Origin of the sequence: Streptomyces sp. NPDC012794 (assembly GCF_042901085.1) — a bacterium.
In the GTDB taxonomy this organism is placed as follows: Bacteria; Actinomycetota; Actinomycetes; order Streptomycetales; family Streptomycetaceae; genus Streptomyces.
In genome coordinates, this window is record NZ_JBIBCI010000049.1 from 1 (window position 1) to 4,923 (window position 4,923).

At 71.8% G+C, this 4,923-nt stretch carries 5 protein-coding genes and 1 pseudogene; 4 read left to right on the forward strand and 2 right to left on the reverse strand.

Features of this window, described 5'->3' with window-relative positions:
- The 4 genes and pseudogenes from ACFY7H_RS33945 to ACFY7H_RS33960 all read left to right on the forward strand — a co-directional run.
- Positions 1 to 114: pseudogene (locus ACFY7H_RS33945) on the forward strand (cyclase); the annotation flags it as partial.
- A complete protein-coding gene (locus ACFY7H_RS33950) occupies positions 111 to 968 on the forward strand; it encodes an oxidoreductase (RefSeq protein WP_388946553.1) in 858 nt (285 codons plus the stop codon). The pseudogene ACFY7H_RS33945 and the gene ACFY7H_RS33950, both read left to right, overlap by 4 nt.
- Positions 965 to 1,633, forward strand: coding sequence for a hypothetical protein (locus tag ACFY7H_RS33955; RefSeq protein ID WP_388946556.1), 669 nt, complete (start codon positions 965 to 967; stop codon positions 1,631 to 1,633). The genes ACFY7H_RS33950 and ACFY7H_RS33955 overlap by 4 nt, the downstream gene beginning before the upstream one ends.
- Complete coding sequence (locus tag ACFY7H_RS33960) at positions 1,633 to 3,087, forward strand: multicopper oxidase family protein (RefSeq protein ID WP_388946558.1); 1,455 nt, start codon at positions 1,633 to 1,635, stop codon at positions 3,085 to 3,087. The genes ACFY7H_RS33955 and ACFY7H_RS33960 overlap by 1 nt, the downstream gene beginning before the upstream one ends.
- Before the next feature lie 163 nt (positions 3,088 to 3,250).
- Here the strand turns inward: ACFY7H_RS33960 and ACFY7H_RS33965 are convergent, their stop codons facing one another.
- Both ACFY7H_RS33965 and ACFY7H_RS33970 read right to left on the reverse strand, forming a co-directional pair.
- Positions 3,251 to 4,408: a DegT/DnrJ/EryC1/StrS family aminotransferase gene (locus ACFY7H_RS33965; protein ID WP_388946561.1), complete on the reverse strand. Its 1,158-nt coding sequence runs from the start codon at positions 4,406 to 4,408 to the stop codon at positions 3,251 to 3,253.
- A gap of 214 nt (positions 4,409 to 4,622) precedes the next feature.
- A partial coding sequence (locus ACFY7H_RS33970) for a methionine adenosyltransferase domain-containing protein (RefSeq protein ID WP_388946564.1) occupies positions 4,623 to 4,923 on the reverse strand: 301 nt, incomplete at its 5' end.

The following is a 4,923-nucleotide window of genomic DNA, read 5'->3' on the forward strand; positions in this document are numbered from 1 at the left end:
GAGCAAGCCACGGTCGAGGACGCCAAGGAATACGTCCACACCGCGCTGAGCACCAACAGCCGCGCCACCCTCAACCACGCCAAGAACTACGCCGAGCAGCGGGCCGGGCGATGAACGGACGTCCGACGAGGGTCTGGTTCGTCACCGGGGCCTCACGGGGTCTGGGCCAGGCCATCGCCGACGTCGTCCTGGAGGCCGGCGACACCGTCGTCGCCACCGCGCGCCGCGCTTCGGCGCTGGACGGGCTCGTGGAGCGCCACGGTGACCGGGTCGTTCCCGTGGCGCTCGACGTCACCGACCGCGCGGCCGTTTTCGCCGCCGTCGCCGAGGCCGCCGAGCGGACGGGTCGGATCGACGTGGTGCTCAACAACGCCGGGTACGGTCTGGCCGGCGCGGTCGAGGAGGTCGACGAGGCCCAGGTCCGTGACCAGTTCGACGTGAACTTCTTCGGCGCGCTCTGGGTGACCCAGGCGGTGCTGCCGGTGATGCGTCGGCAGGGCAGCGGTCACCTGCTCCAGATGTCCAGCATCGCGGGCGTCACCACCTACCCCAACCTCAGCATGTACTGCGCGAGCAAGTGGGCGCTGGAGGCGGCCAGCGAGACGCTGGCGCAGGAGGTCGCGGGCTTCGGCGTCAAGGTCACCCTGGTCGAGGCGGGCGAGTTCCGCACGGACTGGAGCGCGGGCAGCATGGTGCGCGCCACGCCCAAGGCCGCGTACGACGCGGTACTGGCCAAGCGCCGGCACGGCCTCTCGGGTGCCTACGCGCACCTGCAGCCGGGCGATCCGCGCAAGGCCGGGGAGGCGCTGCTCAAGCTGGTCGACACGGCCGAGCCGCCGCTGCGCATCCTGCTGGGCAACGGGGCCGCGGACCTGGCGCCGAGCGTGCTGCGGGACCGGCTGGCCGTCTGGGAGGAGTGGGAGGCGCTGGCCCGTACCACCGACTTCCCCCAGGAGCCGGCGTCGTGAGTCTGCTCGCGCAGGACCTGGTGGCCCACGCCGGTCACCGGAGGGCGGCCGCCGTCGCGAGCGACGCCGCGAGCGGGGCGGTACCGGAACCGACACCGGCTCCGGTACCGGCTCCGGGCATGGTGCGCCTGTTCGCCCCGCTGCGGCAGGCGCCACTGGGTCTGCTCGCCCTCGTCCAGTCCGCCGCGGTGGCATGGACCGTCTACGGCCGGACCGAGGCCCCTCCGCCGCAGCCCGGCGACCATGCCTGGTGGCACAGCTCGGGGCCGGTCGAGGCGGAGGCCTTCCGGCCCGGGCTGTTCCTGGCCCTGGCCACCGTCGCGTTCTACCTCACGCTGCCCCTGCTGGCCGTGGCGGCGCAGGTGCTGCGCCGCCACGGCGGCCGGCTCGTGCGGGCCGGGGGCAGGACGCTCACGGCCCAGCTGGCCTTCACGGCCGCCGCCACGGCCGTGGGCTCCGCCGTGACCGTACCCCTCGTCGTTCTGGCGCGGGCCTTCTCCCCCGTGGACGTCGGTCCCTTGGGCTCCGCCATCGCCGCCGATGCCGTCACCGCTCTGCGGCTCTGTGCCCTCGCCGGCCTGCTGCTCGTCTTCGCCGTCGGCGTGCCGTGGGCGGCGAAGACCGGCGCAGCCCCGTACCTTCGAAGAGAATCCGGATCCGATTGATGCTGAATCGTCGTAATGCGCTCAAGGTGGCGGCCGCGGGTGGCGCCGCCGCCCTGTTCCCGTGGGACCGGTTGACCGGTACGGGCTCCGAGGCCGTGGCCAGTTCCCTCGTCACGGCGGAGGCGGCGCCCATCGTGCCGTTCGCGCACGCCATGCCGCTGCCGAAGACCCTCGTGCCGACCGGCTTCACGGCCACCTCCGATCTGTACGAGATACGGATGAGGGAGGCACAGGTCGAGATCGTCAAGGGCCTGATGTCGAAGGTCCGCACCTACAACGGAACTTTCCCCGGACCGACCATCAGGGCCACCCAGGGCCGTGAGGTCGTGGTCCGCCAGATCAACGAGCTCCAGGTCGACACCGCCGTGCACCTGCACGGCGCGCACGTCCTGTCCCAGGACGACGGCCTGCCGATGGACACCATCGTGCCGGGCGGCGAGCGCACGTACCGCTACCCCAACCAGCAGGCCGCGGCCTCGCTGTGGTACCACGACCACGCGCACCACCTCGAGGCCGAGAACGTCTACATGGGCCTGCACGGGCTGTACCTGCTCGGTGACCACAACGAGAGGACCCTGCCGCTTCCGAACGGCAGCTACGACGTCCCGCTGATCATCCGTGACGCGCGCGTCGAGGCGGACGGGACGCTGCTGTACACGCGCCCGTCCGACTGCCCGCACATGCTGGTCAACGGCAAGGAGCGGCCGTACTTCCAGGTCGCGGCCCGCAAGTACCGCTTCCGCGTCTACAACGCCTGCGCCAACCGCTACTTCCGGCTGCGCTTTGCCGGCGGCATCGAGTTCACCCAGATCGGCACCGACGGCGGCTTCCTCGAGACCCCGGTGCAGAAGACGGAGCTGCTGATGCTCGGCGGTGAACGCGCTGACATCGTCGTGGACTTCTCCCGGTACGCGGTCGGTGACTCGGTCGTCCTGGAGAACCCGGGCGCGCAGCCCACCGAGCGCCCCGAGGTGATGCGCTTCGACATCGTGCGGCGGGCCTCCGACTACAGCTTCGTGCCGGGCCGCCTGACGACGCACCCGCCGCTGCCGGCGGCGACGGTCGAGCGGGACTTCGAGATCCGTACCTTCCCGGCGATGACCATCAACGGCCTGTCCTACGACCCGAACCGGGTCGACATCACGACCAAGCTGGGCACCACCGAGGTCTGGACGGTCCGCAACGCCGAGGCCCCGGCCGCGCCCGGCAAGCCGGACTTCCACCTCTGGCACAGCTTCCACACCCACTTGACGTACTTCCGGGTGCTGGAGCGCAACGGCCAGCCGGCCGGAGTCCGCGACGCGGGGCTGAAGGACACGGTCACCCTCGGCCCCGGCGACACCGTGAAGATCGCCATGACCTGGGGTCCGTACACGGGCCAGTACCTCTACCACTGCCACCAGCTGGGGCACTCCTCCGGCGGGCAGATGGGGCGGATCGACGTCGTCGCGTGACCACCGCACACGACCGCGACCGCTGAACGGGGGGCGCCGGGCTGCCGGCGCCCCCTTCGGCGGCCGCGGCCGCGCCGCTCCCGCGCGACGGGCGGCGCATGCGGAAACGGGGGCGGGGGGAGTTCGGCGAACTCCCCCCGCCCCCGCGGCGTGTACGGGCGGATCAGCGCCCGGCGGCCTGCTCCGCGCTGCGTGCGTCCACTGCCTTGCGCAGGGAGGCGGCGACGGTGAGTACGTCCGCGTCACTGAGGCCCGGGTGCAGGGGCAGGCACAGGGTGCGGTCGGAAACCCAGTCGGAGGCGGGCAGCTCGGCCGGGTCGGTGCCGTACGCCGGGACCTTGTGCAGCGGGGCGTAGCGGAAGGTGGTGTAGATCTCGTCGGCCAGCAGGTCGCTGGCGACCTGGTCCCTGATCGCGGGGTCCATCTGCACCCAGTAGAAGTAGTGGGTGGACTCGTGGCCCTCCGGGAGCGCCGGGGGAGTGGCCAGGCCGGCGGTCCCGGCCAGCTCCTGGTCGTACAGGGCGACGATCTCCTTGCGCCGGGCCACCATCTCGGGGAGCCTGCGCAGCTGTACGGAGCCGATGGCCGCGGTCAGGTCGTTGCCGATGACGCGACGGCCGGGCTCGGGGATGTCGAGCTCCCACCAGCGGGCGGAGACCTTGGCGTAGCCGAAGCCGCTGGGCTGGGCGAGCCCGTGGTAGGCGAGGCGCCGGACCCGGGCGGCCTGCTCGGGGTCCTTCACGTAGATCATGCCGCCGTCCCCGGTGACGAGGACCTTCATGGCGTCGAAGCTCCACATGGCGAGGTCGCCGAAGGTGCCCACGGCCTTGCCGTCGACGCGGGAGGCCACGGAGCAGGCGGAGTCCTCGATCAGCGTGATGCCGAGCTCGCGGCAGCGCTCGGCGATGCGCACGATGTCGCCCGGGTAGCCGCCGTAGTGGAGGACGATGACCGCCTTGGTGCGGTCGGTGAGGGAACGCTCCACGTCCTCGAGCGTGGGGTTCAGGGTGCGCGGGTCCACGTCGCAGAAGACTGGGCGTCCGCCGCTGGTCACGACCGCGTTGGCGGCGGCGAGGAAGCTCAGCGAGGGCAGGACGACCTCGTCGCCCTCCTCGAGGTCCAGCAGCTCGGTGGCCAGGAACAGGCCGGAAGTGCCGGAGTTGATGAAGACGACGTGTTCGGGTGCGACACCCAGGTGCTCGGCGAACGCCGCCTCGAAGGCCTTGGTGCGGGGGCCGTGGCCGAGCCAACGGTCCTCGAACACCTCGGCAACCGCGTCGAGTTCCTCAGCACCCACCTGGGGCTGAAAAAGATTGATCATAGCCGCCTCTCACGTCCGGATGTCGCGATCGAGCTTAGGAACGGGCGCTCGACCGTGGATCGAAGTCCGGTCGTGGTGCCGCGCCGCCCGGCCGCTGACGACGACATCGCCGGCAGCCACGGCTCGACCTCCCGGGCCGCCTCGTGACCGTAGGCCCGGCCCAGCCTGGACAGCACGTCGGTCCTTGGGACTCGGGGATGGTGTGGGCCCGCGCTCAGACCGGGCCGGCGGCGGCGCGCAGAGCGTCGACGCGGTCGGTGCGCTCCCAGGTGAAGTCGGGGAGCTCGCGGCCGAAGTGGCCGTAGGCGGCCGTCTGGGCGTAGATCGGGCGCAGCAGGTCGAGGTCGCGGATGATCGCGGCGGGGCGGAGGTCGAAGACCTCGGAGACGGCTTCCTGGATGCGCTCGTCGGGCAGGGTGCCGGTGCCGAAGGTCTCGACGAAGAGACCGACGGGCTCTGCCTTGCCGATGGCGTAGGCGACCTGGACCTCGCAGCGTGCGGCCAGACCGGCGGCG

Excerpts from the sequence above, each read along its gene's own strand:
- ACFY7H_RS33950 (WP_388946553.1), top strand. The coding sequence starts at position 111 with ATGAACGGACGTCCGACGAGGGTCTGGTTCGTCACCGGGGCCTCACGG.
- ACFY7H_RS33960 (WP_388946558.1), top strand. The coding sequence starts at position 1,633 with ATGCTGAATCGTCGTAATGCGCTCAAGGTGGCGGCCGCGGGTGGCGCC.
- ACFY7H_RS33965 (WP_388946561.1), bottom strand. The coding sequence starts at position 4,408 with ATGATCAATCTTTTTCAGCCCCAGGTGGGTGCTGAGGAACTCGACGCG.